This window comes from Hyphomicrobium sp. 1Nfss2.1, assembly GCF_965243865.1.
Lineage (GTDB): Bacteria > Pseudomonadota > Alphaproteobacteria > Rhizobiales > Hyphomicrobiaceae > Hyphomicrobium_A.
The window spans coordinates 2408856-2429379 of the sequence record NZ_OZ251603.1 but is presented as its reverse complement, the minus strand read 5'-3'; the positions used below and the strand labels follow the sequence as shown (position 1 = coordinate 2429379).

The window sequence follows — 20524 nt, the reverse complement described above, 5'->3', positions numbered from 1 at the left end:
TGTTGACAGGTGGGCGGGAATCAAACCCGCGTGGAGAGGTTAGCGAAGTGTTTCACGTGAATCGATTTGGCAGCTGGAGTCCGCAAGCAGCCCGGCCGGTTAAGAAAATGTTTCACGTGAATCAAAGTTGCTGCATCAACTCATGGTTAATGATCTGTTTCACGTGAATCAGTCGCTGGGCCAGCGGATGGTTAATCAAGTGTTTCACGTGAATCGTCGGGTCAGCTATTTGCCGATGCAGAAGCGGCCGAAGATCTCGCCCAAAACATCTTCCACGTCGATGCGGCCGGTGATGCGTCCCAATGCGCCGGCGGCCTGGCGGAGATCTTCGGCACGAAGTTCCTGTTCCATCATGTTGCCCTGCATGAACGCATGTAGTGTGCTCATGCATTGCGTGAGTTGCTGGCGGTAGCGCTCGCGGGTGATGGCCGGTGTCGTCGAGGCGCCGATGCGGTTGCGTGCAGCTGCCGTGATGGCGGCGACCAGCTGCGGGAGTCCGGCTCCGGTCTTGGCTGAGATGGCGACTTGGTCGGCACTCAGGGCGGCGCCGGGAATATCTATTTTAGTGGCGATGGGGACGAGAACCTTGTCCCCGGGGGCGATGTCCTTAGGCGGAGGCGTGGCGGCGGGCGCCGTCGCATCGTTCAGCCAGAGAATGAGATCGGCCTCTCTGGCGTGTGCCAGTGCGCGGCGGATGCCTTCCTTTTCGACCTCACCGGACGCGGTGCGGATGCCTGCGGTGTCGGTGACGATGACTGGTAGACCTTCCAGATCGAGACGCACCTCGATGGCGTCGCGCGTGGTGCCGGCCTCCTCGGAGACGATAGCAGCATCCCTCCGGGCAAGTGCGTTCAAGAGGCTGGATTTGCCAGCGTTGGGTGGACCGGCGAGGACGACGCGGAAGCCGTCGCGCAGGATCTCGCCTCGGTGGCCGTCGTCGAGGTGGGCGGAGATCTCGCCTTCCAGCTTGCGGACGATCGATAGCGCGCGGTCTGTGACGTTGGTCGCGACGTCGTCCTCGTCGCTGAAGTCGATGGCTGCTTCCAGCAGGGCGCTGGCTTCGAGGATGTCATGACGCCAGCCTTCATAGAGGCTCGATAGCGCGCCGCGCATCTGTGCCAGCGCCTGGCTGCGTTGGGCGTCGGTCTCGGCGTCGATGAGATCGGCGAGGCCTTCGACCTGGGCGAGATCGAGCTTGCCGTGTTCGAAGGCGCGGCGGGCGAACTCTCCCGGCTCGGCGAGGCGGCAACCTTCGAAGCGTCCGAGCGCCGAGAGGACAGCTTTGACGACCGCCGGGCTGCCGTGGAGGTGGAGCTCGGCCATGTCCTCGCCCGTCTCGGTCCGGGGGGCTGCGAGCCACAGCACCAATGCCTCGTCGAGAAGGTCTCCGCTGTGAGGGTCGCGGATACGTCTCAGCGCGGCGTAGCGATGATCGGGACGTGGTGGTGACATCCGATCGAGGACATCCCCAGCGCAGGGTCCACTGATGCGGATGACAGCTACACCGGAGTGTCCTGGTGCGGTCGAAAGGGCAAAGATTGTCGTTGGTGCGGCCATGCACTGAACTAGCCGTTAGGGCGTTAAGGCCCCATGTTAGCCGCGGGCCGCGGTTTGGACCGGCAGCAGGGGAAGGTGATGAGCGAGAACCGCCTTAGCAGAGAGACGAGCCCATATCTCCTGCAGCATAAAGACAACCCCGTCCACTGGTGGGCTTGGGGTCCGGATGCGCTTGCCGAGGCGAAGCGGACGGGCAAGCCGATCATGCTGTCTGTCGGTTACGCCGCCTGCCACTGGTGCCACGTGATGGCGCACGAGAGCTTCGAGGACGAGGCGACAGCGGCGGTGATGAACGAGCTGTTCGTCAACATCAAGGTGGACCGCGAGGAGCGTCCCGACATCGACGCCATCTACATGAGCGCACTGCATACGCTGGGCGAACATGGCGGATGGCCGCTGACGATGTTCCTTGATGCTGATGCGCGTCCCGTTTGGGGTGGCACCTACTTTCCGAAGGATACGCGTTACGGCCGGCCTGCGTTTGTCGACGTGCTGAAGCGTGTCGCGGCGGTGTTCCGCGACGAGCCTGAAAAGGTGGCGGAGAACGCGCGCGAATTGACGGCAGCGCTGAAGAGAGAGCCGCGCGAAGGTGCTGCGGCGGCGACCATCGATGACCGGCTTTTGAAGGATCTCGCCGTGCGCCTGGTGCCCGCGGTCGATCCGGTTTTCGGCGGCCTGCAGGGCGCACCGAAGTTTCCGCAGTGGAGCTTCTTCTGGCTGTTGTGGCGCGGCGGTATTCGCTACGACCATGCGCCGGCGCGCGAGGCGGTGACACGCACGCTCGATCATATCTGCCAGGGCGGGATCTACGATCATCTGGGTGGAGGCTTCGCGCGTTACTCGGTCGATGCATTCTGGCTGGTGCCGCACTTCGAGAAGATGCTCTACGACAATGCTTTGCTGATCGACCTGATGACGGAGGTCGATCGCGAGACGCATTCGGAACTCTACCGGGTGCGCGTCGCAGAAACCGTCGCGTGGCTGCAACGCGAGATGATCGCCGAGGGTGGCGGGTTCGCAGCTTCGCTCGATGCCGATTCCGAAGGCGAGGAAGGCAAGTTCTATGTCTGGTCACTGGGCGAGATCGTGCGCGTGCTCGGAGAAGAGGACGGGCGACACTTCGCGCAGGCCTACGACGTCACCAAGGATGGCAACTTCGAGGGACACAACATCCTCAATCGACTGCAGCAGGTGCCGCTGCGCAGCGCGGAGGAGGAGGCGCGGCTCGCGACATTACGGGCGAGGCTGCTGGTGGAGCGCGACAAGCGCGTGCGTCCGGGCTGGGACGACAAGGTGCTGGCCGACTGGAACGGGTTGATGATCGCGGCGCTGGCGCGGGCGTCGGTGGTGTTCGGCGAGCCGTCGTGGCTGGAGATGGCCCAGCGCGCGTTCGACTTCGTGGTGACGCGCATGGGCCGCGACGGCCGGCTCTATCACAGCTATCGCGGCGGGCGCGCCAAGGCGCCAGCCACGGCGAGCGATTACGCGAACATGATCTGGGGTGCGCTCAGATTGTTCGAGGCAACGGCTTCGAAGCACTACTTCGATCAAGCGGCCGCATGGGTAGATGTGCTCAACAAGCACTATTGGGTGGCAGACGGTGGCGGCTACGCGACCTCGGCCGACGATACCGACGATGTCATCGTGCGCCTCAGGCCGGGAAGCGACGATGCGACACCAAATGCCAATGCCATCATGCTTGCCAATCTCGTTGCTTTAACAACTATAAGCGGGGATGAGCGATTCGCGGAGCGCGCGTCGGCACTGGTGTCGGCGTTCGCGGCGGAGGTGGGGCGCAATATTGTCGCACATACCGGACTGCTTGCTAGTGCGTTCGATTATCTAGCACCGCAGCAGGTCGTAGTTGCCGGAGATCAGTTTGAAGGTGGTGCCGATCTGATCAAGGTCATCAGAAGTATTTCTTTGCCCGGGGCTCTAACATACGCTCTGCATGACACGGCGAGTGGTGCGACGTTACCGGGCCTTGCCGGTAAGAATGCTGTTAACAGAGTTGCGACAGCTTATGTGTGTCTTGGGCCCCAGTGCTCACCGCCGCTGACGGCGCCCGACGAACTCGCTCGAACGCTAAAAGAACAACGAAGTCTGTAAACAAGCTCAATACGCGTGAGGTGACATCATAGAGCCGGCCTGAGTCTGCCCATTGGCCATCGCCAATGCGAGCGCATCTCAGCCGGTAGTCGGATGTCGGAGTTAGCTGGAACTCGTGACGCCCCTTTCGGAGACTTGCTGATGTCGGCACTACGCACGATCGTGCGCTATGGCTACGCACCCTTCATGATGTTCGGCCTGACGGCCGCTGCCTATTGGGTTGTTGCCGAGCTTGTCGTCGCGCAGGGCCACACCTGGGCCTATCTGCTGATTCTGCCGCTGCTGGTCATCGCCTATGCGACGGCGTTCGGCGCGGAGAAGATCGCGCCCTTCTTCGACGACTGGAACGATCACGAGTCGCACGGCGACAATACCGCCAACTTCCTGCATCTCGTCGTCTACGAGTATCAGGCGACCGTCGGCGTGCTGCTGATCCCGGTGATCTGCTGGCTGTTCCCGTTCCAGGGCCTGTGGCCGACGCAGTGGCCGATGTGGGCGCAGGTCATCATGGCGTTCGTGTTCGCCGACTTCGCGTTCATGGTGATGCACTATCTGAGCCACAAGTGGTCTCCGATGTGGCGGCTGCATGCCGTGCATCACGGCGTCGGGCGGCTTTACGGCTTCAACGGCGTGCTGCGCCATCCGCTGCATCAGGCGATCGATATGATGGTCGGCAACATGCCGCTGGTGATCATCGGCATGCCGGCGCCTGTGGCCGTGGTGCTGGGCTTCCTCATCACGGTGACGCTGATCGTGCAGCACTCGAACGTCGATGCGCGGCTTGGACCGCTGCAGAAGCATCTCTCGATCGGGCGTGTCCACCACCTGCATCACGTGAACTGGGGCACAGAAGGCGATTGCAACTTCGGCCTGCTGCTCACGGTGTGGGACAGAGTGTTCGGGACATTCAACGAGCATCCTTCCCGGCCGATCACGGCGAAGGACCTCGGCGTCGACGAACTGCCGCATTATCCCAAGGGTTACATCGAGCAGGTGCTGCTGCCGCTTTACTACAAGCCGGGGCAGGGTGAGCCGGAGCGCTACAAGCCGAAGGCGCAACCGGCCGAGACGCCCGCGCAGGAAGCGCGCCGCATCGTCGACGCGGCAGAGTAGGTTTTTTGCTCCAATACGAATGGACGGAAGCTTGGTGTGCGGCGGGTGACGCGCAAGCTGGTGCCCGCCGCTGGCGCCGGGCGCCTCTGGCGGCCCAGACACCTCTCCCCACGCGCCTCGTGGGGAGAGGTGTCTGGATTCCCGCCGCCCCGGGAATGACTTGAGAGGGGGAGATCGCACGCCCTGACGTATCGGATGGGCGCAGACACACAACACCCGTCATTCCCGCGCAGGCGCAGGCGGGAACCTAGTCGCGCTTCAAAATTCGCTACGGTTGTTGCAGGCTGGCCCATTCGATCCTGCACCCTTGGGGCTGCGTTTGGACAAGCGTCCCTGCGTCTACATTCTCGCCAGCGCGCGCAATGGAACGCTCTACATCGGCGTGACAAGCAACCTTGAAGGCCGCATGAGCGAGCATGTTCAGGATTTGCGCGAAGGATTCACCGCAAAGCACCACGTGCATCATCTCGTCTACTACGAGATGCACGAGAGTATGGACGCGGCCATCGTGCGCGAGAAGCGGCTGAAGAAGTGGAACCGGCTATGGAAGCTGCGGCTGATCGAGAGCGCCAATCCGGAATGGATTGATCTCTTCGATCGCAGCGACGGGACGATCCTCGATATGCCGGCAGATCTACCGCCGATGTAGCACGTGGGGAAAGGTGTCTGGGTCCCGGCCTTCGCCGGGATGACGGAGGTGGGGAGGAAGCGTAGGTGGGCTGCCTCCACGTCACCTCCACGCGCCCGTGTCGCCGGTGTGAAGGGGCGGGTGCGGGTGTCGAAAGCGGGTTAAGCGGATGCGTGCGGCGGCTTCAAAGCACTGCAGACAATAAAAAAGGGCCGCGGTGAAGCGGCCCTTTGCTGTTTCATGTGAAGCGCAACGGTGCGCGATCAGGTGTTCATCGACTGGAAGAACTCGCCGTTGGTTTTGGTCGAGCGCAGCTTGTCGATGAGGAACTCGATGCCGTCCTGTGTGCCCATCGGGTTGAGGATGCGGCGCAGGACGTAGACCTTCTTGAGCTGGTCCTTCGGAACGAGCAGGTCCTCCTTGCGGGTGCCGGACCGGGACACGTCGATCGCCGGAAAGACGCGCTTGTCGGAGACCTTGCGGTCGAGAATGATTTCCGAGTTACCGGTGCCCTTGAACTCTTCGAAGATGACCTCGTCCATGCGCGAACCGGTGTCGATGAGGGCCGTCGCGATGATGGTCAGCGAGCCGCCTTCTTCGATGTTACGGGCCGCACCGAAGAAGCGCTTGGGGCGCTGCAGGGCGTTGGAGTCGACACCGCCGGTCAGCACCTTGCCGGAGGACGGCACAACGGTGTTGTAGGCACGACCCAGACGCGTGATGGAATCGAGCAGGATGACCACGTCGCGCTTGTGCTCGACGAGGCGCTTGGCCTTCTCGATGACCATTTCCGAGACCTGCACGTGGCGCGACGGCGGCTCGTCGAAGGTGGAGGAGATGACCTCGCCCTTCACCGAGCGCTGCATGTCGGTGACCTCTTCCGGGCGCTCGTCGATGAGCAGCACGATGAGGTAGCACTCGGGGTGATTAGTGGTGATGGAGTGGGCGATGTTCTGCAGCAGCACCGTCTTGCCGGTGCGCGGCGGGGCGACGATCAGAGCGCGCTGGCCCTTGCCGAGCGGGGCGACGATGTCGATCACGCGCGGCGACAGATCCTTGACGGTCGGATCCTCGGTCTCGAGCTTCAGCCACTCGGTCGGATAGAGGGGCGTCAGGTTGTCGAAGTTGATCTTGTGCTTGGTCGCCTCGGGGTCCTCGAAGTTGATCTTCGAGACCTTGAGGAGCGCGAAGTAACGCTCTCCTTCCTTGGGCGAGCGGATCACGCCTTCGACGGTGTCACCCGAGCGCAGGGCGAAACGCCGGATCTGCGAGGGCGAGACATAGATGTCGTCAGGGCCGGGCAGGTAGTTGGCGTCGGGCGAGCGCAGGAAGCCGAAGCCGTCCTGCAGCACCTCGACGACACCCGTGCCGACGATTTCAACCTCTTTGGCGGCAAGCTGCTTCAGGGTCGCGAACATCAACTCCTGCTTGCGCATGGTTGAGCCGTTCTCGACGCCGTGCTCTTCCGCGAAGCTCAGCAGCTCCGCTGGAGTCTTGAGCTTGAGGTCTTCGAGCTTCATTTCCTTCATGGAATGCTCCGGAGGGCCACGGCGGATGAGGCGGGATGTGAAAGAGGCCGTGGCCGGAAGGTGGGGGGTTTCGTCAGTCGTGGCGAAGCCACGAGGCGGTCGGCCTTACCCCTTGAGGTGGGGCCTTGGCGACCAACTCATAGGCCTGAGCGGCCCCGAGTCGATGTGGAATTAGCAAGCCTTATAGCAGATGGAAAAGCCAGAGAAAAGCTATTCGGTCAAGATTTAAGTCAGAACGGCTTCACGACCACGAGAAGCACGATAACGATCATAAGGACAGTCGGCACCTCGTTCCACATGCGCCAGGCGCGCTGCGAAGTGGTGTTGGCGTCGGCAGCGAAGCGGCGCACGGATGCCGAAAAAAATCCGTGCACGCCCGACATGGCGAGGACGAGTGCAAGCTTGGCGTGCAGCCAGCCATCGGTGAAGAAGGCGCCCTGCCAAGCGAGCCATAGCCCCAGCACCCAGGTGAGGACCATCGCCGGGTTGATGATGACGTTGAGGAGCCGGTGCTCCATGACCTTGAAGGTCTCGGATTGGGCAGAGCCCTTCGGCGCGTCGCAGTGGTAGATGAACAGCCGCGGCAGATACAACATGCCAGCCATCCAGGCGATGACGGCGATGATGTGCGCGGCCTTCACCCACAGGTAGGCGCCATCTCCCAGGACGAGCCACGCCGCAACGAGCAAGCCGACCGTGATTGCCAGCGCGATCGCGGCGCGCTTCGCGGGTGAGGCACCGTCCGGCGGCAGATCGGCCATGGCTCAGGCGTCCGGCTTGGAAGCGCGAACGCGCTCGACCAGCTGGGAAACGTGCTCGGGCGGGGTTTGCGGAATGATGCCGTGTCCGAGGTTGAAGATGAACGGAGCCCCGCGGAGCGCTGTTAGCGTTGCGTCGACGCGCGCATCGAGCATCGGGCCGCCGGCGGCGAGCAGCAGCGGATCGAGGTTGCCCTGCACGGCAACGCCCGCTCTCTGCGCAAGCTCCTGCATCTGTCGCAACGGCATGGCCGTGTCGCATCCAAGTCCCTCGACGCGCGTTTCGTGCGCGTAGCGTTCTGCGTTGCTGCCTGCCCCGCGCGGAAAGCCGATGATCGGCACCTGCGGGTGGCGACGTCTCAGCTCTGCGGCGATTCTACGGGTCGGCGCCACCACCCAATCATCGAATTCCCCATCCGGGAGGTTGCCGGCCCAGCTGTCGAAGATCTGCAGGCAGTCGGCACCAGCGCGCACCTGGCCGTCGAGATATTCGATCGAGGTCTCGATCACGATGTCGATCAACTGTGCGAAGGTTGCGCGGTCACGGTAGGCGAGGGTGCGGGCCGCAGCCTGGTCGGATGAGCCCTGGCCGCCGACCATGTAGGTGGCGACGGTCCACGGGGCGCCGCAAAAGCCGATCAGCGCGACTTCGGGCGGCAAATCCTGGCGCAAGCGCTGCACGGTTTCGTAGACGCGGGAGAATTTCTCACCCGTCGCGCTGGGGTTCAGGCAGGTGAGGCCGGCAGCGTCGGTAATCGGATCGAGACGCGGGCCCTCACCCTCGACGAAGCGGACGCCCTGGCCCAGTGCATCGGGGACGACGAGGATGTCGGAGAACAGGATCGCCGCATCGAAGGCGTAGCGGCGGATCGGCTGCAGCGTGACTTCGGCTGCGAGGGCGGGCGTGTAGCAGAGCTCGAGGAAGCCGCCGACGGAGGCGCGCACCTGGCGGTACTCCGGCAGGTAGCGCCCAGCTTGGCGCATGAGCCAGATCGGCGGTGGCCAGCAGGCTTCGCCGAAAAGGACCTCCAGCAGCTTGCGCTTCGGGAAGGATTTGGCCGAAGCCTGTGCGGGTGCGCCCATCTGTACTTAAACCAATCTAGAATCTTAGACTTTTATTTTTACTACTCTTACCCCGGGGGGTTCTGAGGATTAGCTGGTTGTCCTAGCCTAATCCTGAGGTCGCGCACAGGGGTAGACGAGCGGCAGCTGATCTGGTGGTCCGGGGAGGTCCGGAGCCACTAGAGCGATTTATGGACTGTCCCATCAACGCCCTAGGGTAGGGTGGGACGCTGCAACTGGTACGGTGGACGTGTTGAGAGGTGCTGGACGAGGGGCCAAGAACACTCCAATCCTCATGGAGAGACGAACTCCCTGTTGGACAGTCCCAGATTTGGGGAATGTGGGGAGTGTCGTGGACGAGAAGACGGGGCTCTGGCATCAAGCGGGCGAGTTGCAGTGCCTCTCGGGATAACTAGGGCGGTTATCAACATTCCATCCCGCTGATATGGCGAGGGTCATGGCAAGCGATTTGCCGAGTTTCTTTCACCTGCATCTCGTGTCGGACTCGACGGGCGAGACGCTCACCACAATCGCAAAGGCGGCATCGGTGCAGTACGCGCTGGTGCGTCCGATCGAGCACGTGCATCCGCTCGTCAGAACGGCGCGGCAGATGAAACGTGTTCTGCAAGAGATCGAGCAGGCGCCGGGGATCGTGCTCTATACGATCACCAATCACGAGCTGTCTGAGGAGCTGGAGAAGCGCTGCAGCGAACTGAAGATTCCCTGCCTTGCCGTTCTGCAGCCGATCATGCAGGTGCTGGAAAGCTATTTGGGAGCGCCGCGGACGCCCACGGTTGCCGGCCAGCACGTGCTCGATGCCGATTATTTCCGGCGCATCGATGCTCTGAACTTCACGATGGCGCATGATGACGGGCATCTGCCCAACGATCTCAACGATGCCGATATCATTGTGCTCGGGATCTCGCGCACATCGAAGACGCCGACCTGTATCTATCTCGCCCAGCGCGGATACAAGACGGCGAATGTGCCGTTGGTGCCGTCCATTCCGCTGCCCGAAAAGCTGACGAAGCCGCATGGCGCTTTCGTCGTATGCCTGATTGCAAGCCCGGATCGCATCGCTGAGGTGCGCCGGCACCGGGCGATGCTGCTGGCCGACCGCAACCTTGGCGATTACGTCGATCGGGATCGCATCAACGCGGAGATTGCCTACTCACGCAAGGTGTGCGCGCAGAACGGCTGGCCGGTGATCGACGTGACGCGGCGTTCGGTGGAGGAGTCGGCAGCGCAGATCCTGAAGCTGCTGCATGATCGCGATGCGGCGAAGGAAGAAGCAAAGACCGTCAGCGATGGTTGAGGGGTGGGGTGCACGATCTCGTGGCGGGCGCCCTGGTTTTAGCGCGTCATCCCCAACCCTCCCCCGTCAAAGGGGGGAGGGAGAGAAGCTAAGGAGTGCAAATGAGCACGAGTGTGCGGGCGATTGTTCTGGCGTCGGGGAGCCGGGCGCGGCGGGAAATGCTGGCCGCAGCGGGCGTGCCGTTCACGGTGCAGGCGGCGGATGTCGATGAGCCGGCGATTCGCGCGCAGTTGTTCGCCGAGGACAAGCACATTGCGCCGGAAAAGATCGCCGAGAAGCTGGCGATCGCGAAGGCGGAAGATGTGAGCGGCAAGCGCGCTGGGTGCGTCGTTATCGGCGCGGACCAAGTGCTGGCGCTCGACGGTGAATTGCTGAGCAAGGCACCGAGTATCGAAGCAGCGCGTGAGGCGTTGCAGCGGTTGCGCGGGCGGACGCACGAGTTGCACTCCGCGGTGGTGTTCGCCGAGGACGGCAAGGTGAGCTTTACGCACGTTGGTACAGCGAAGCTGACGATGCGCGATTTCTCTGACGGTTTCCTCGATGACTACCTGAACCGAGCGGCCGACCGCGTCACGCAGACGGTGGGCGCCTATGAGCTGGAAGGGCTCGGCATCCAGCTCTTTGAAGCGATTGATGGCGACTATTTCACGATTCTCGGCATGCCGCTGCTTCCGGTGCTGACCGAACTGCGCTGGCGTGGGATCTTGTCGACATGAAACGTGCCTGCGTCATCGGTTGGCCTATCGAGCATTCGCGATCACCGCTCATTCACGGCTACTGGCTGATGAAGTACGGCATCGATGGCAGCTATATCAAAGAGGCGGTGCGGCCGGACGAGGTCGCAGACTTTTTGCGCTCGCTGGACAGGCGCGGCTTCGTTGGCTGCAACGTGACGGTGCCGCACAAGGAGTTGGCCTACGCCATCGCGGACGAGCGCGAGGCCTCGGCACGCGCGGTGCAAGCGGCGAATACCTTGTGGCTGGAAGGTGGAAAGCTGCACGCTGCCAACACCGACACATACGGCTTCATGACCAACCTCGACCATGCGGCTCCGGCCTGGAAAGCGCATGATGGGCCGGCGTGCGTGCTGGGCGCGGGCGGCGCGGCGCGGGCCATCGTGCACGGGTTACTCGAAGCCGGCGTGGACGAGGTGCGCATTTTCAACAGGACGCGGCAGCGGGCGGAGGTGCTCGCCCAAACGTTCGGTCCGCGGGTGAAGGTGTTCGACTGGGACGCGCGCAGCGAGGCATCGCGCGAGGCCTGCGTGCTGGTCAACACGACCGCGGCGGGTCTCAAGGGCGCCGGTTCCCTGGGAATGGTTTTTGCCGGCTTCAATCCGGCTTGCGTCGTCGCCGACATTGTCTATGTGCCACTTGAAACGGAGCTGCTTGTCGAAGCGCGCGGGGAGGGCTTGCGCACCGTGGATGGGTTGGGGATGCTGCTCTATCAGGCTGTGCCTGGGTTCGAGAAATGGTTCGGCGTGCGCCCACAGGTGACTGACGAACTGCGCGCAATTCTCATCGCCGACGTCGAGGGGAAAAAATGCTGATCGTGGGGCTCACTGGCTCGATTGGCATGGGGAAGTCCACAGCCGCAGCTTTTTTGCGTTTGCGGGGCGTGCCCGTGTTCGATGCCGATGCGGAGGTGCACCGCCTCTATGCCAGTGGAAAAGCGGTGGAACGGATCGAGCGGGCTTTTCCGGGAACGACCACGCAGGCAGGTGTCGACCGGACGCGGTTGAGTGCGGCGATTATTGCGCATCCCGAACGGCTGCGTGAGCTAGAGGCTATCGTGCACCCGATGGTGCGGGAGTCGGAGCGGTCTTTCCTGCGCGCCGAAGCGCGGCGCGGCACATCTATCGCGGTTCTGGAGATTCCGCTGCTCTTTGAGACCAACGCGAACAAGCTGGTCGACGTGGTGATCGTGCTTTCCGCCCCGGCTGAGATCCAGCGTGAGCGGCTGCTCAATCGCGTCGGTATGACGAAAGCGAAGCTCGATGGGCTGCTGGCGCGGCAGATGCCGGATGCCGAGAAACGCGCGCGTGCGGATTTCGTCGTCGACACCGGCAGCGGGACGGCGGCTAGCGAGGCGCACCTCGATAAGATCCTCGCCGAGCTGGAGACGTGGTCAGGCGAGGCTTTTGCCCGCGAGTGGGCTTGACCGGATGGGCCGAATCGCGGCGTCAAAATAGAATGCGCGAAATCATCCTTGATACGGAAACGACTGGTCTCGACCCGAACAAGGGAGACCGGCTGATCGAGATTGGCTGCATCGAGCTGATCAACCGGATTCCTTCGGGCCGCGAGTATCACTGCTTCATCAATCCCGAGCGCGACGTGCCGAAAGAGGCCGAGAACGTGCACGGGATCTCGACGGAGTTCCTGCGTGACAAGCCGAAGTTTGCGCAGGTGGCGCACTCGTTCCTGGAGTTCATCGCCGAGGATGGGCTCGTCATCCACAATGCGGCGTTCGACATCGGCTTTTTGAATTTCGAGCTGGGGCGCTTGTCGCTCGGGCAGATCGCGATGGACCGCGTCACGTGTACCCTGCAGCTAGCGAAGCGGCGCCACCCCGCGGGTCCGAACAATCTCGATGCCTTGTGCAAACGCTACGGCATCGACAATACCAAGCGCACCAAGCACGGCGCGCTCGTCGACTCGCTGCTGCTGGCCGAAGTCTATATCGAGCTGCTGGGCGCACGGCAGGCGGCGTTCGTCGAGCTATCGATGGGATCGTCGAATGCGCAGGGTGGCGAGATCACGACCTTGCAGCGTGGCAATGCGCAACAGCGGCCGAGCCCGCTGCTGCCTCGACTCTCGGTGGACCTTGAAAGGGCGCACGCAGAGTTCGTTGTCTCGCTGGGGGAGAATGCGATCTGGAAGAAATTTATGGTCGCCGACGCTGGATAGAGGTTTTTTCTAGACTGACACGAGTGTCGAGAAGCTTGTTATGCGGTGAGCGCAGCGCGCGTGGATAGCCGCTCCTAAGGCGCGGGCGCCTTTGGCGCCTTGCCGTTTCGCGGCGCGTTCGCCTTAGCGGTATTCTTCCGGGTGAGGGGCTGCCGGCTGATTTCTAGTAGCGGCGGAGGCCGCCGTCCCAGGGGGTCTGCTGCGGGCCGTCGTTCTCGCGCATCAGATAACCGCCGATGTCGCTAGCGGGCTGGCCGGCGTAGCGCTGCTCTGAATTGCGCATCTCAGAGAGCGCGCGATCATCATCCTTGTAGCCCTGATGCCGCGCGGCGGTTTCCGCCGACCATGGCGCCGGTTTGCACGTGCAGCCCTCGACCAGGCGCTTGCGATAGAGGAAGGCCGTCGATGTCTGCGCGTATGGGCGGCCAGCCATGTCGACCATGGTTTCGATGCTGCCGCCGTTGTTTGGATAATAGTAGAGCTGGGCTTCACCATTGCAGCGTGCCTGGCAGGTGCGCGCATCCTGGTAGAGACGCTCGCGGCCGACATTGTCGCCGATGGGGAAATAGAAGCCGTCGCATGTGCGCACGCACAGCGACCGGTAGCGCGTGTTGTCGCGCGGCCAGCCATCCTCGGAATAACCGTTGCCGTAGTCGAAGCGCTGTCCGCCGTAGCCGAAGTTATACGTCGGCGCGGGCATGCGCTCGACAGGGCGGGAATTGCCCCAACCGAACAGACGGGAGAAGAAGCCCTCGGCGAAAGCGGGCTCGTACGCGGCAGCAGATGCGGCCAGCGCGCCGAGGGCAATCATCATGGCACGCGACTGACGCATCTCGACGCTGACGCTCCGCAACTAAACTCAACGGACGTAGCATCGGCCCAACATGGCAAATAAAGTCTGAATGCGCGTGTCTTTGCGCGGCTAAATCGTCAGGACGACTTTGCCGACGGCTTCGCGCTTCTCGATGACGGCGAGCGCATCGCGAATGTCATCCAGCGCAAAGGTGCCGTGGATGCGCGGATTGAGCTGGCCTTTCGCGACCCAATCGAGCACCTGCACCATGTTGGCGCGGTGGCCAGCTGGATCGCGCTTCACGGCTTCGCCCCAGAAAACGCCCAGCGCATCGCAGCCCTTCAGCAGCAACAGATTGAGCGGGATCTTGGGAATGTCGCCGGATGCGAAACCGACGACGAGGAAGCGGCCTTGCCATGCGGTTGCTCGCAAAGCTTGCTCCGATGAGGCGCCGCCAACGCAATCGTAGACGACGTCGACGCCTTTGCCACCAGTGAGGGCGCGCAATGCATCCTTGAGGTCGGTGCCGCTGTAATCAATCGCGTCGTCGGCGCCGTGGGCCTTGGTGACGGCGAGCTTCTCAGGAGAGGACGCGACGGCGATGACGCGTGCGCCCATCAGCTTGGCGATCTCAACCGCCGCAAGGCCAGCGCCGCCGGCGGCACCCATCACGGCGATACTCTCGCCCGGCTGCAAGCGGGCGCGATCCTTGAGGCCGTGAATGGCCGTGCCGTAGGTGACCGAGACGCCGGCAGCGACGACGTCGTTGACGCTGTCCGGAATGGGGATGACGGCTTCGGCCTTGGCGATGACTTTCTCGCGGGCGCCGCCCCAGCCGATGTAGGCGGCAACGCGCTCGTCAACCTTCAGGCCAGTGACACCCGGGCCCAGCGCGGCAACGGTGCCGGCAATCTCGGCAGAGGGGGAGAACGGCAGGTCGGGCTTTGACTGGTACTTTCCGCGCGTGATGAGGGTGTCGAAATAGTTGAGTGCGGCGGCCTTAACGTCGATCAGAACCTCGCCGGGGCCAGGCTGCGACACGGCCAGATCGTCGATGACCAGCGCGCTGGGACCCTCGAGGCTCTTGCAAAGTGCTGCTTTCATGTAAAACCTCCCGCCAACAGGGTAATTTCACCCGGAACGCCATCGACTACGCCCTTCCACCACGCCCTGGATCGCGCCGCAAGCGGCCGCCGGGCACGAGAGCCCAAATGACCGACAGACAACAGAGCACCTGGCCGCCTACGCCGCGCGGTTACTTCGCGATCGGCGCTGAGCGCATGTCGAAATCGCTGAACCTCGGCAACCTGATGCGCTCGGCGCACGGGTTCGGTGCCAGCTTCACATTTACAGTGGGCGCAACTTATCGGGCGCTGGAAGCCTTCGCCGATACGTCGAAGAGCCAGCTGCACGTGCCGCATTACAACTGGGCGAGCCTGGACGACATGGCGCTGCCCAACGGGTGCAAGCTCGTCGGGATCGAACTCGTTGAAAATGCAGTCGATCTTCCAAGTTTCCGGCATCCGTTGCGCGCCGCGTACGTGCTGGGGCCGGAACAGGGTTCGCTGTCGGACGAGCTGCTGGCGCGGTGCGAGCATGTGGTGCGCATCCCAACGAAATTCTGCATCAACGTCGCCATGGCCGGGGCCATCGTCATGTACGACCGGGTACGCACCATGGCGCGGTTTCCGGATCGGCCAGTGGGCGAGGGAGGTCCGGTGGCAAAAGCGTCCGCCGATGGATCACGCTCTCGCGAAACCGGGGGTAAGGTGGGCCCCGAAGGGTGACACTCGGGTCACGGGTGCATATGCTCACCTCAAATCGCGCTCAGCTGGGGAGGGGAGCCTTATGCGCACGACAATGGCGTCAGCTATTCTGACCTTCGCATTGGCGACGGCCGCTTCGGCGCAGACCGTCGAACTCGTCGAGAAGCAGGGCTCATGGAGCCTCTACGCGGATGCGGCGACGCCGAAATCGGTGTGCTTCATCGCTGCGCAGCCGTTGGCAGTAGAGCCACTGGGCGCCAATCGCGGCCCGATCTTCTTCTATATTTCGGCGTGGCCGAAGGAGGGCGTGAAGGCTGAGCCGAGCGTGAAGGTGGGCTATCCGGTCAAGCCGGACGCGGACATGTCGGTCACGGTCGGTACCGATACCTTCAAGCTGTTCGTTAAGGGCGAGCGCGGGTTCGTGCAGGATCCGAATGAGGAGCTGAAGCTGATCGAGGCTTTGAAGAAGGGCTCGAATGCCTTCGTGAAGGCCACCTCGGCGCGCGGTACGGCGACGACGGATACGTACTCGCTGGGCGGTATCAGCGCCGCCCTCGACAAGCTCGCGGCAACCTGCTCGGGCTGATTGCGAACCGCGGAGTCGGTGGCGTTGGTCAGTCGTCGCCGGGAGCGCCGGGGCGCTTGCGCAGGTGCACGTAAAGGGCGCCTTCGCCGCCGTGGCGGATGGCGGCTGCAGTGAAGCCGATGATTATCGGCGCAACGTCGGGCTCGGCCAGCCAGCGGGGCACGTTGCGGCGAAGGACCCCGCGCTCCTCGCCTTCGCGATCTGAGCGTTCGTCATATGCGGTGCGCTGGGGTGCGCCCTTGCCGGTAATGACAAGTACCCAGCGCTTTCCGCTGGCGTAGGCGCGGCTCAGAAAGCGCATCAGGGCAGCGTGTGCCTCGCTTTGGCGCATGCCGTGAAGGTCGATGCGGCCTTCGATCTCGATCTTGCCGGAGCTGACCTTGCGCGTCTTCTTGCGTTCGAGATTGAGCGGGGATGGCGGGGGCGGCGCCTTGGTGATGCGCACCAAAGGCGTCGATGTGGGCGGTGAGGGCTTCAGTATCCTCGATGGCTCGGCACTTCTGGCCGGCTCGCGTGTTGGCGGCGTCGGTGGGGTCTCGAGATCTTCGAGCGCGGCGTGAACTCTGCCCTTCTTGCTCTTGATCGGCTCGATGGAGCGGGCAGTGTGCTCCCAGAGCTCGCGTTCTTCCTTTGAAATACGCGCCCCGGCTTTCTTACCCGGGTGCTTCACTGGGCGGCCTTCACGGTCGTGTGCCATTTCAGGTGCTCGCCGAACCTGATGCCGGATCCGGCCGCCTGGGTCACCGTGGGAAGCAGCACGAAGAAGTTGCCTTGATGCCTTGTCGTGCCTGCGATCTTTCCAGCCGAGGCGCCGGAGCCGAAGTAGATGTCGCCCCGCTCGGGGCCCTTGATCGCCGAGCCTACGTCCTGAGCCACCATCAAACGATTAAAGCCCTTGCCCTTCGTGGCGTGCGAGAGGGCGGGGACGCTGAGATAAATGGGTGTGCCGAGCGTGTGGAATCCGGTGTCGACGGCAAGACTGCGGCCGGGCGTCAGAGGGACCGACATGGCTCCCACTGGGCCATCAGTGTCGCCGATCTCGCGGAAGAAGATGAACGACTTGTTCTGCCACATGATCTGCTGGCCGCGCGCCTTGTCCTCGCGCAGCCATTTGCCGAGCGCCTGCATGGACATCTTGTGGGCGGGGAGGATGTTGTTGTCGATCAGGTAGCGGCCGATCGAGGTGTAGGGATAGCCGTTCTTGCCATCGTAATTGATGCGCACACTGGATCCGTCGGTGAGATGGATCCGGCCCGAGCCCTGAATGTGCATGAAGAAAACTTCGACGGGGTCTTCGAGGTAGAGGAGCTCCAGGCCCTTGCCCGCAAGCGCGCCCTGCTCGATTTCGGCGCGCGTGGGATAAGGCGAGGTTTCGCCGGTCGATGTCTTGCGCAGGTGAGTGAAGCCCGTCTGCTTGGAAGCGCGGTCGGCTTCGTCGACGACATTGGTGAGATCGGTGGGGCGCTTGTAGACCGGCGTCTGGAATTTGCCCTGGCGCGTGCGTGAGCCTTCCAGCACGGGTTCGTAATAGCCGGTCAGCAGTCCGGCGGATTTGGTCTGCACCACGCGATGCGGGGTGAAGTGCGTTTCAAAGAAGGCCTTGGCCTTCGCCTTGGTGAGCGATTTTAGGTCCTGCGCGGCCCGGCATGTGGAGGCCAGCTCGCCGACGGGGACGTGGCACTGCGATAGCGCCTTACCCGATACAGATTTGCCGGCCATGCGGGCGACTGCATCGCAAGACTTCAGGAAGGTCTTCAGAGCGGCGAGATGATCATCGGTATCCCAGCTGGGGAGATCGGAAAAGCTCACCGGTTCCAGCTTTGGCTGGTTGCTCTTGGGGGCCTCGGGGGCAGGGGGACGCGGGGCGGTGTCGTTGCTCATGGCTGCTGGCGTGGAACTGGGAGCAAAGGCGGGTGGGGCGGATGACTGAGCATGGGCGACCGCGGCTGCGGCCACCCACCAACACATAGCAGCCAGGGCGCGATAGCCTGCCATGGTCGCTCGCGTTCCCCCAGTTCGAACCCAACGGCCGCTGTGCTCGCGACCCAGAGCCTTTCCGTTCGCACGCCCCCGCGTGCAAATCTACCTCAGGCGGGCGACTGCGTGGCGATCAGACGCCAATTCGGATCGGCGCGTGTCTTGGCTGACGAGATATCGCGGCTGAAGGTCCAGATGTCGGTGACCTCCTTAATGCGCTGCGGGTCGCCGCCGATGATCGCGCCAGCCTTGTCGCGCGTCGCGGAGATGAGCTCGCTGACGAAGCGCACAGTGACCGAGGCGATGCCGCTCTTCAGCTCCGATTCCACGATGTCGGCCTTCTCGATGCCGACGAAGCTCTGGTCGACCTGCTCGCCGCGAGCCTCGCGCTCGGTGATGGCGCGGTTGAAACCGTCGTAGACGTCGCGGCTGAGGAGGTCGCGCAGCAGCTTGCGATTGCCTTCGGCAAATGCGGTGACGATCATCTCGTAGGCCTGCTTGGCGCCGCGGATGAAGCTGTCGGGGTCGAATGCCGGATCCTGGCGAGCGATATCGACGAGGCCGGCGCGGGCGGCCGGTTCGGCACCCGCATAGTTCTTGATGCGCTCCTCGGCGTCGACTTCGGTGACTTCGCCGGCCGGTGCGGGAGCCAGGGCATCGCGCTCACGACGGGGCATGGCGACGACGTTGTCGCCGGAGGCGGCGGCCTCCTGACGTGCCCGCTCGGTGCGATAGCGCTCGACGCGGGCTTCCTCGTCACCCGTGCGGCGTCCAAGGACGCTTCTCAGCTTCAGAATCACGATGACCGCGACAATGAGCGAGATAAGGGTGAAGAGATCGATCTTCTCCATGGACGGCTGCCTTCCTGGCAATCAACAGCGTGACTGGATACGACAGCAATATATGATCGTGTCTTAATCCCGGCCCAAGGGGGCGATGGGCCTCATCCGATCCGCCATCAAGGGGTTTAGAGTGGTCTTACTCCAAGGTAAGGCACAAATGCTGCAATGCCAACCCGATTGCAGGCCGATGGCAAGCTGACGGGTGGCATGCTCAACAACCCGCTAGTGCGAGGTGAACAGTCGAAAATGTTGTCGCCGGTGCGCGCCTTTACACTGCTGCTTTTGCTGGGGTTCCCACTGCTGGAAATTGCCGTGCTGATCGAAGTCGGCCAGGCGATCGGCTTCTGGGCAACGCTGGGGCTGCTTGTTTTGGCAGCAGTCGGCGGCATGCTCATCATACGTAACCAGGGCGTTTCGATGGTCGGGCGAATGTTCGACAGCATGAGCCGGGGCGGGTTTGCCTTCGCCTCGATGGTCGATGGCTACGTCGTTATTCTCGCCGGCAGCCTGCTGATCCTGCCCGGCTTCATCTCCGACGCGCTGGGCCTTGCGCTGCTGGTGCCGCCGCTGCGCCGGCTTATTCTCGGGGCAGTCATTCCCGGCTTCACCGACGCCCGGCGGGACGGCAGGGGCCGGCCGACCGGCCCGCAAGCAGATCGAGACGCTTCGGGAGCCAAAGAGCCAATCATCATCGAGGGCACGTACGAGCGTCTCGATGACGATGACCGCCCGCGTTAGCCGGCCTATCGCGGAAGGCCGTGCGGGGAGCCCCACAGCACGATTGTCGCAGCGTTGCCTGCGTGTTAGCTAGCCCGCCTCGGTTGCAACACTCATGATGATGGAATTCTTCGATGGCCAGCTCCAATAATGGCAACGGCAATGGCAAACCAGACGAGGCCGCTAAGTCTGCCCCGCCGCCGGTTCAGGTGAAGGTCGTCGCGCAGTACATCAAGGATCTCTCGTTCGAGAACCCGAACATCGAGAGGATCATCAAGGATCCGGGCGATCAGCCGAACCTGCAGCTCTCAATCAACGTGGGCGCCAAGGGCATGGGCCCGTCGCTGTACGAGAGCACGATCGATTTCAACGCGCAGGCGGTCAACAAGAACGGCGAGATCTATCAGCTCGAGCTGGTCTATTCGGGCCTGTTCCGGATCGAGAACATTCCCGAGCAGGCGCTCGAGCCGTTCCTCCTGGTCAACTGCCCGACGATCCTGTTCCCGTTCGTGCGCCGGATCGTAGCGGACCTGACGCGTGAAGGCGGTTTCCCGCCGCTGCTGCTCGATCCGTTCGACTTCGCTTCGCTCTACATGAGCCGCCAGCAAGAGATGCGCGCGCGGGCAGAGACCGAATTGAAGAATTAGTTTGGTCTTTAGCTGAGGCTGACACGAGCCGATAGAAGCTTGTTCTGCGGCTGACGTCGCGCAAGCGGAAACCCGCGCCACTTGGCGCGGGGCCCCTTGGGCCCTTGCCGCTTCGCGGCCAGTCGCTCGACGACGTCATCTTCGGGCTTGTCCCGAGGACCCAGCTATCCTCCAGGCGTGACCGTCGGAGCTAGTGCGCGGTGGATCCTCGGCATG

The 20524-nt window shown here is 63.1% G+C and carries 21 protein-coding genes; 12 read left to right on the top strand and 9 right to left on the bottom strand.

Translation table 11 applies throughout. The annotated features are described in order from the left end of the window. Window positions 1-225: 225 nt before the first annotated feature. Window positions 226-1557, bottom strand: coding sequence for a tRNA uridine-5-carboxymethylaminomethyl(34) synthesis GTPase MnmE (gene mnmE, locus ACP15D_RS11790; protein ID WP_424957687.1), 1332 nt, complete (start codon window positions 1555-1557; stop codon window positions 226-228). 78 nt (window positions 1558-1635) lie between these two features. Here mnmE and ACP15D_RS11785 point away from each other — a divergent pair, with 78 nt between their 5' ends. The 3 genes from ACP15D_RS11785 (at window position 1636) to ACP15D_RS11775 (ending at window position 5428) form a co-directional block, all read left to right on the top strand. Continuing rightward, window positions 1636-3666: a thioredoxin domain-containing protein gene (locus ACP15D_RS11785; protein ID WP_424957686.1), complete on the top strand. Its 2031-nt coding sequence runs from the start codon at window positions 1636-1638 to the stop codon at window positions 3664-3666. Window positions 3667-3807: 141 nt separating this feature from the next. After that, entirely contained in the window at window positions 3808-4779 is a 972-nt protein-coding gene (locus ACP15D_RS11780) for a sterol desaturase family protein (protein WP_424957685.1), read from the top strand. A 319-nt stretch (window positions 4780-5098) separates the two neighbouring features. Then, window positions 5099-5428 (top strand): GIY-YIG nuclease family protein, encoded by a 330-nt coding sequence (locus ACP15D_RS11775; RefSeq protein WP_424957684.1) that lies wholly within the window; start codon window positions 5099-5101, stop codon window positions 5426-5428. A 242-nt stretch (window positions 5429-5670) separates the two neighbouring features. Here ACP15D_RS11775 and rho read toward each other — a convergent pair whose 3' ends face one another. The 3 genes from rho to hemE form a co-directional block, all read right to left on the bottom strand. Next, a complete protein-coding gene (gene rho, locus ACP15D_RS11770; RefSeq protein ID WP_424957683.1) occupies window positions 5671-6936 on the bottom strand; it encodes a transcription termination factor Rho in 1266 nt (421 codons plus the stop codon). 230 nt (window positions 6937-7166) lie between these two features. Then, a complete protein-coding gene (hemJ, locus tag ACP15D_RS11765) occupies window positions 7167-7697 on the bottom strand; it encodes a protoporphyrinogen oxidase HemJ (RefSeq protein ID WP_424957682.1) in 531 nt (176 codons plus the stop codon). Window positions 7698-7700: 3 nt separating this feature from the next. Further along, on the bottom strand, window positions 7701-8777 hold the full coding sequence (hemE, locus tag ACP15D_RS11760) for a uroporphyrinogen decarboxylase (RefSeq protein WP_424957681.1): 1077 nt from the start codon (window positions 8775-8777) through the stop codon (window positions 7701-7703). 436 nt (window positions 8778-9213) lie between these two features. Between hemE and ACP15D_RS11755 the strand changes: the two genes are divergently transcribed. The 5 genes from ACP15D_RS11755 to dnaQ all read left to right on the top strand — a co-directional run bounded on the left by ACP15D_RS11755 (window position 9214) and on the right by dnaQ (window position 12980). After that, window positions 9214-10071, top strand: a complete 858-nt coding sequence (locus tag ACP15D_RS11755; protein WP_424957680.1) for a pyruvate, water dikinase regulatory protein — start codon at window positions 9214-9216, stop codon at window positions 10069-10071. Between the two features lie 101 nt (window positions 10072-10172). Then, window positions 10173-10787 (top strand): Maf family protein, encoded by a 615-nt coding sequence (locus tag ACP15D_RS11750; protein ID WP_424957679.1) that lies wholly within the window; start codon window positions 10173-10175, stop codon window positions 10785-10787. Continuing rightward, window positions 10784-11620 carry a shikimate dehydrogenase gene (locus ACP15D_RS11745; RefSeq protein ID WP_424957678.1) on the top strand — a complete coding sequence of 279 codons (837 nt, stop codon included), beginning with the start codon at window positions 10784-10786 and terminating at the stop codon, window positions 11618-11620. The genes ACP15D_RS11750 and ACP15D_RS11745 overlap by 4 nt, the downstream gene beginning before the upstream one ends. Then, entirely contained in the window at window positions 11614-12231 is a 618-nt protein-coding gene (gene coaE / locus ACP15D_RS11740) for a dephospho-CoA kinase (protein WP_424957677.1), read from the top strand. The genes ACP15D_RS11745 and coaE overlap by 7 nt, the downstream gene beginning before the upstream one ends. Before the next feature lie 32 nt (window positions 12232-12263). Then, a complete protein-coding gene (gene dnaQ / locus ACP15D_RS11735) occupies window positions 12264-12980 on the top strand; it encodes a DNA polymerase III subunit epsilon (protein WP_424957676.1) in 717 nt (238 codons plus the stop codon). Window positions 12981-13143: 163 nt separating this feature from the next. Here dnaQ and ACP15D_RS11730 read toward each other — a convergent pair whose 3' ends face one another. Both ACP15D_RS11730 and ACP15D_RS11725 read right to left on the bottom strand, forming a co-directional pair. Beyond that, entirely contained in the window at window positions 13144-13812 is a 669-nt protein-coding gene (locus tag ACP15D_RS11730) for a DUF2865 domain-containing protein (RefSeq protein WP_424957675.1), read from the bottom strand. A 90-nt stretch (window positions 13813-13902) separates the two neighbouring features. Beyond that, window positions 13903-14877 (bottom strand): NADPH:quinone oxidoreductase family protein, encoded by a 975-nt coding sequence (locus tag ACP15D_RS11725; protein WP_424957674.1) that lies wholly within the window; start codon window positions 14875-14877, stop codon window positions 13903-13905. Window positions 14878-14984: 107 nt separating this feature from the next. On the opposite strand from ACP15D_RS11725, the gene ACP15D_RS11720 reads away from it, so the two are divergent. Together ACP15D_RS11720 and ACP15D_RS11715 are read left to right on the top strand one after the other, a co-directional pair. Beyond that, a complete protein-coding gene (locus ACP15D_RS11720) occupies window positions 14985-15560 on the top strand; it encodes an RNA methyltransferase (RefSeq protein WP_424957673.1) in 576 nt (191 codons plus the stop codon). Between the two features lie 61 nt (window positions 15561-15621). After that, the gene (locus tag ACP15D_RS11715; RefSeq protein ID WP_424957672.1) at window positions 15622-16125 is read left to right on the top strand and encodes an invasion associated locus B family protein; all 504 of its coding nucleotides are present in this window, start codon (window positions 15622-15624) and stop codon (window positions 16123-16125) included. Window positions 16126-16153: 28 nt separating this feature from the next. Here the strand turns inward: ACP15D_RS11715 and ACP15D_RS11710 are convergent, their stop codons facing one another. The 3 genes from ACP15D_RS11710 to ACP15D_RS11700 all read right to left on the bottom strand — a co-directional run bounded on the left by ACP15D_RS11710 (window position 16154) and on the right by ACP15D_RS11700 (window position 18953). After that, complete coding sequence (locus tag ACP15D_RS11710) at window positions 16154-16822, bottom strand: Smr/MutS family protein (protein ID WP_424957671.1); 669 nt, start codon at window positions 16820-16822, stop codon at window positions 16154-16156. Next, window positions 16792-18006, bottom strand: coding sequence for a murein transglycosylase A (locus ACP15D_RS11705; RefSeq protein WP_424957670.1), 1215 nt, complete (start codon window positions 18004-18006; stop codon window positions 16792-16794). Before ACP15D_RS11705 ends, ACP15D_RS11710 begins: the two co-directional genes overlap by 31 nt. Window positions 18007-18212: 206 nt before the next feature. Next, complete coding sequence (locus ACP15D_RS11700) at window positions 18213-18953, bottom strand: Tim44/TimA family putative adaptor protein (protein WP_424957669.1); 741 nt, start codon at window positions 18951-18953, stop codon at window positions 18213-18215. Between the two features lie 156 nt (window positions 18954-19109). Here ACP15D_RS11700 and ACP15D_RS11695 point away from each other — a divergent pair, with 156 nt between their 5' ends. Both ACP15D_RS11695 and secB read left to right on the top strand, forming a co-directional pair. Next, window positions 19110-19682: an FxsA family protein gene (locus tag ACP15D_RS11695; RefSeq protein ID WP_424957668.1), complete on the top strand. Its 573-nt coding sequence runs from the start codon at window positions 19110-19112 to the stop codon at window positions 19680-19682. A 113-nt stretch (window positions 19683-19795) separates the two neighbouring features. Then, the gene (gene secB, locus ACP15D_RS11690; protein ID WP_424957667.1) at window positions 19796-20308 is read left to right on the top strand and encodes a protein-export chaperone SecB; all 513 of its coding nucleotides are present in this window, start codon (window positions 19796-19798) and stop codon (window positions 20306-20308) included. Window positions 20309-20524 lie beyond the last annotated feature (216 nt).

What these genes read in the sequence shown, in the direction of transcription:
- ACP15D_RS11695 (WP_424957668.1), top strand. Translation starts at nt 19,110, where the DNA reads ATGCCAACCCGATTGCAGGCCGATGGCAAGCTGACGGGTGGCATGCTC.
- hemE (WP_424957681.1), bottom strand. Translation starts at nt 8,777, where the DNA reads ATGGGCGCACCCGCACAGGCTTCGGCCAAATCCTTCCCGAAGCGCAAG.
- ACP15D_RS11750 (WP_424957679.1), top strand. Translation starts at nt 10,173, where the DNA reads ATGAGCACGAGTGTGCGGGCGATTGTTCTGGCGTCGGGGAGCCGGGCG.
- rho (WP_424957683.1), bottom strand. Translation starts at nt 6,936, where the DNA reads ATGAAGGAAATGAAGCTCGAAGACCTCAAGCTCAAGACTCCAGCGGAG.
- secB (WP_424957667.1), top strand. Translation starts at nt 19,796, where the DNA reads ATGGCCAGCTCCAATAATGGCAACGGCAATGGCAAACCAGACGAGGCC.
- ACP15D_RS11730 (WP_424957675.1), bottom strand. Translation starts at nt 13,812, where the DNA reads ATGCGTCAGTCGCGTGCCATGATGATTGCCCTCGGCGCGCTGGCCGCA.
- ACP15D_RS11745 (WP_424957678.1), top strand. Translation starts at nt 10,784, where the DNA reads ATGAAACGTGCCTGCGTCATCGGTTGGCCTATCGAGCATTCGCGATCA.
- ACP15D_RS11715 (WP_424957672.1), top strand. Translation starts at nt 15,622, where the DNA reads ATGCGCACGACAATGGCGTCAGCTATTCTGACCTTCGCATTGGCGACG.
- ACP15D_RS11720 (WP_424957673.1), top strand. Translation starts at nt 14,985, where the DNA reads ATGACCGACAGACAACAGAGCACCTGGCCGCCTACGCCGCGCGGTTAC.
- dnaQ (WP_424957676.1), top strand. Translation starts at nt 12,264, where the DNA reads ATGCGCGAAATCATCCTTGATACGGAAACGACTGGTCTCGACCCGAAC.
- ACP15D_RS11755 (WP_424957680.1), top strand. Translation starts at nt 9,214, where the DNA reads ATGGCAAGCGATTTGCCGAGTTTCTTTCACCTGCATCTCGTGTCGGAC.
- ACP15D_RS11780 (WP_424957685.1), top strand. Translation starts at nt 3,808, where the DNA reads ATGTCGGCACTACGCACGATCGTGCGCTATGGCTACGCACCCTTCATG.
- ACP15D_RS11705 (WP_424957670.1), bottom strand. Translation starts at nt 18,006, where the DNA reads ATGAGCAACGACACCGCCCCGCGTCCCCCTGCCCCCGAGGCCCCCAAG.
- mnmE (WP_424957687.1), bottom strand. Translation starts at nt 1,557, where the DNA reads ATGGCCGCACCAACGACAATCTTTGCCCTTTCGACCGCACCAGGACAC.
- ACP15D_RS11710 (WP_424957671.1), bottom strand. Translation starts at nt 16,822, where the DNA reads ATGGCACACGACCGTGAAGGCCGCCCAGTGAAGCACCCGGGTAAGAAA.
- coaE (WP_424957677.1), top strand. Translation starts at nt 11,614, where the DNA reads ATGCTGATCGTGGGGCTCACTGGCTCGATTGGCATGGGGAAGTCCACA.
- ACP15D_RS11700 (WP_424957669.1), bottom strand. Translation starts at nt 18,953, where the DNA reads ATGGAGAAGATCGATCTCTTCACCCTTATCTCGCTCATTGTCGCGGTC.
- hemJ (WP_424957682.1), bottom strand. Translation starts at nt 7,697, where the DNA reads ATGGCCGATCTGCCGCCGGACGGTGCCTCACCCGCGAAGCGCGCCGCG.
- ACP15D_RS11785 (WP_424957686.1), top strand. Translation starts at nt 1,636, where the DNA reads ATGAGCGAGAACCGCCTTAGCAGAGAGACGAGCCCATATCTCCTGCAG.
- ACP15D_RS11725 (WP_424957674.1), bottom strand. Translation starts at nt 14,877, where the DNA reads ATGAAAGCAGCACTTTGCAAGAGCCTCGAGGGTCCCAGCGCGCTGGTC.